This window comes from Vibrio sp. 1159 (genome assembly GCF_033340395.1).
Lineage (GTDB): Bacteria > Pseudomonadota > Gammaproteobacteria > Enterobacterales > Vibrionaceae > Vibrio > Vibrio alginolyticus.
Genome location: NZ_JAWOWL010000082.1, coordinates 1 through 1948 on the forward strand (window position 1 = coordinate 1; position 1948 = coordinate 1948).

Consider the following 1948-nt stretch of genomic DNA (forward strand, 5'->3'; position numbering starts at 1 on the left):
AGCAATTTCGAGTAGATCAAAAAATTAACCAGATATTAAAAGTACAATAACTCAGGAATCGAGCTTAGCAGCCATCTCGGGCACAGTGGTACATTGCACGAAAATCCCCACCACAGTTGTTTTTCAGTAAGAAAGCAGCCAACGTTTCATTTGGGCCATTCATCAACGCTTCCAGCTCTGATAAATCACTACGCTCAATCAGTTCACATGTCCCTTGAACTTCATTGTAGTTCATACACTTCTTATCACACATATCAAGTAACATCCTTTTAACTTAATAACCACAATTTTAATGTAGGACATTTAAGTGGCTAATTTTGATGGTTTGAATAAAAATGTGAAAATACCGTATAGATGCACAGTGTGAATGCAGTTTATTATGACGCTGGTCACACCAGTATATTAGTTTTACTTTCTAACCGTTCGCTTATCATTCTGTCTTGGGACAACGAGAGCGGTACGCTGGCTGCCATCAGGCACAATGAAACATCAACAGTAAAAGCTGCCACTTTTACAAACGGCTCTGGGTTTATCCTGCAATACGGATTATTTGACATTTTGCGCTCTCATGATACGACATAAGTATACATGGACGTTTACTTATGATCATCAAGATGAAGAAAGTCGCTTTCTCTTGCGACAACAAACGAAAAGGGAAAAACACAGGCTCGTTAACCAACCACATCCTTTACCTCATCACAGATAAGAAGACCAAGCGCTACTCCGACAAGCGCTGCAACCTTTCCTTTTCTCTAAACCCAAATCAACCCGATTTAGGTGCATTACTAACGCACAAAGGCGCATCTCTCAGCCAACCTGAACTGTCTGAATTGGTAAACACCTACTGTTTAGAGCAGCATTGCTACATAACTCAGCATTACGTGAAAAACAGCCGTAAAGCCAAGCAACTGGACGATTACCAAGAATGTTTAGATCCTCAGAAACTGTTCAACTATCAAGGCTCATTGAGCTTTACCCAAGCGGAATACCAAAGGTTATTAAAAGCATCTGGTGGTAACGAAGCACAAGCCAAAGCGATGATGGAAAACATCACTCGCCACTATCTTGCAAGCTACTACAACCAGATAAAAAAAGAGCAGAAAATTAAAGGGAAAAAGACTAAGCCAGAAGAGATTGAGCTTGTCTCGAATTTTCATATTGAAGGGGAAGCAAATCCGCACATCCATTTTTATACCCATGCTTTTTGTCCAACAACTCAACGCTACATGAACCCACGTTATTTCTCTGAAACAAAGCAAAAGGTTCATAAGCAAATTGAAAAGCAATTCGCCCAGTATTTAAAGCAAGGCGTTGCGACAGGTCAGCAAAAGAACCAAGCAAGAACCGCTCGTAGGGACTATCTGACATACCTTTTAGATCATTGCCAAAACTGGCTTGAAGTTAGAAAAATGTTCAGGGATTTAGAGGGGTTACTCAGTGAAGTGTTAAACAGCGATGATCCGTTACATGCAAAAATCGCTGAATTACAGAAGGAGGGGTTATCAATCAAGGTTAAACCCAATCAACAAATTGAAATACAGCAACAAGACGTACCAATCACACTGAGCATTGAGACGTTCATCAACAGAAAGTTGAAACTATCGTTAAAGCGCTTCGTTAAACAACACCAGTTTGACCAGCAAAGCCAACGCTACGGCAATACAACGCCAGTCGAAAAGATGGAAACGGTACTGTTAAACAACCTTAACGCTGTGAATAAGGCACTTTCTCAAGAGTTAGGTCAAATACCACCAAGCGAACATAAGGAAGCCAGAAACAAGGCATTTAAGACGTTCTATGAGCGATGCCTTGCCACTGGCGTGTTAGTGAATCTAAACAAGCAACATCATTTGTCGTTTCATAAATTGGATGAGAATAAGCAAGTGAGCAGCCAAAACAACCTTAAAGCGACAAAATACAACGCTTCACTATTCAACTCTCCAGAATT

At 40.5% G+C, this 1948-nt stretch carries 2 protein-coding genes; one reads left to right on the top strand and one right to left on the bottom strand.

Annotation, left to right across the window (positions count from 1 at the left end):
• Positions 1-64 precede the first annotated feature (64 nt).
• Positions 65-253, bottom strand: a complete 189-nt coding sequence (locus tag R7127_RS25995) for a hypothetical protein (RefSeq protein WP_104975198.1) — start codon at positions 251-253, stop codon at positions 65-67.
• A gap of 349 nt (positions 254-602) precedes the next feature.
• Between R7127_RS25995 and R7127_RS26000 the strand changes: the two genes are divergently transcribed.
• Positions 603-1948: hypothetical protein (locus R7127_RS26000; protein ID WP_318148659.1), on the top strand; the 1346-nt coding region annotated here is incomplete at its 3' end.

Excerpts from the sequence above, each read along its gene's own strand:
- R7127_RS25995 (WP_104975198.1), bottom strand. The coding sequence starts at position 253 with ATGTGTGATAAGAAGTGTATGAACTACAATGAAGTTCAAGGGACATGT.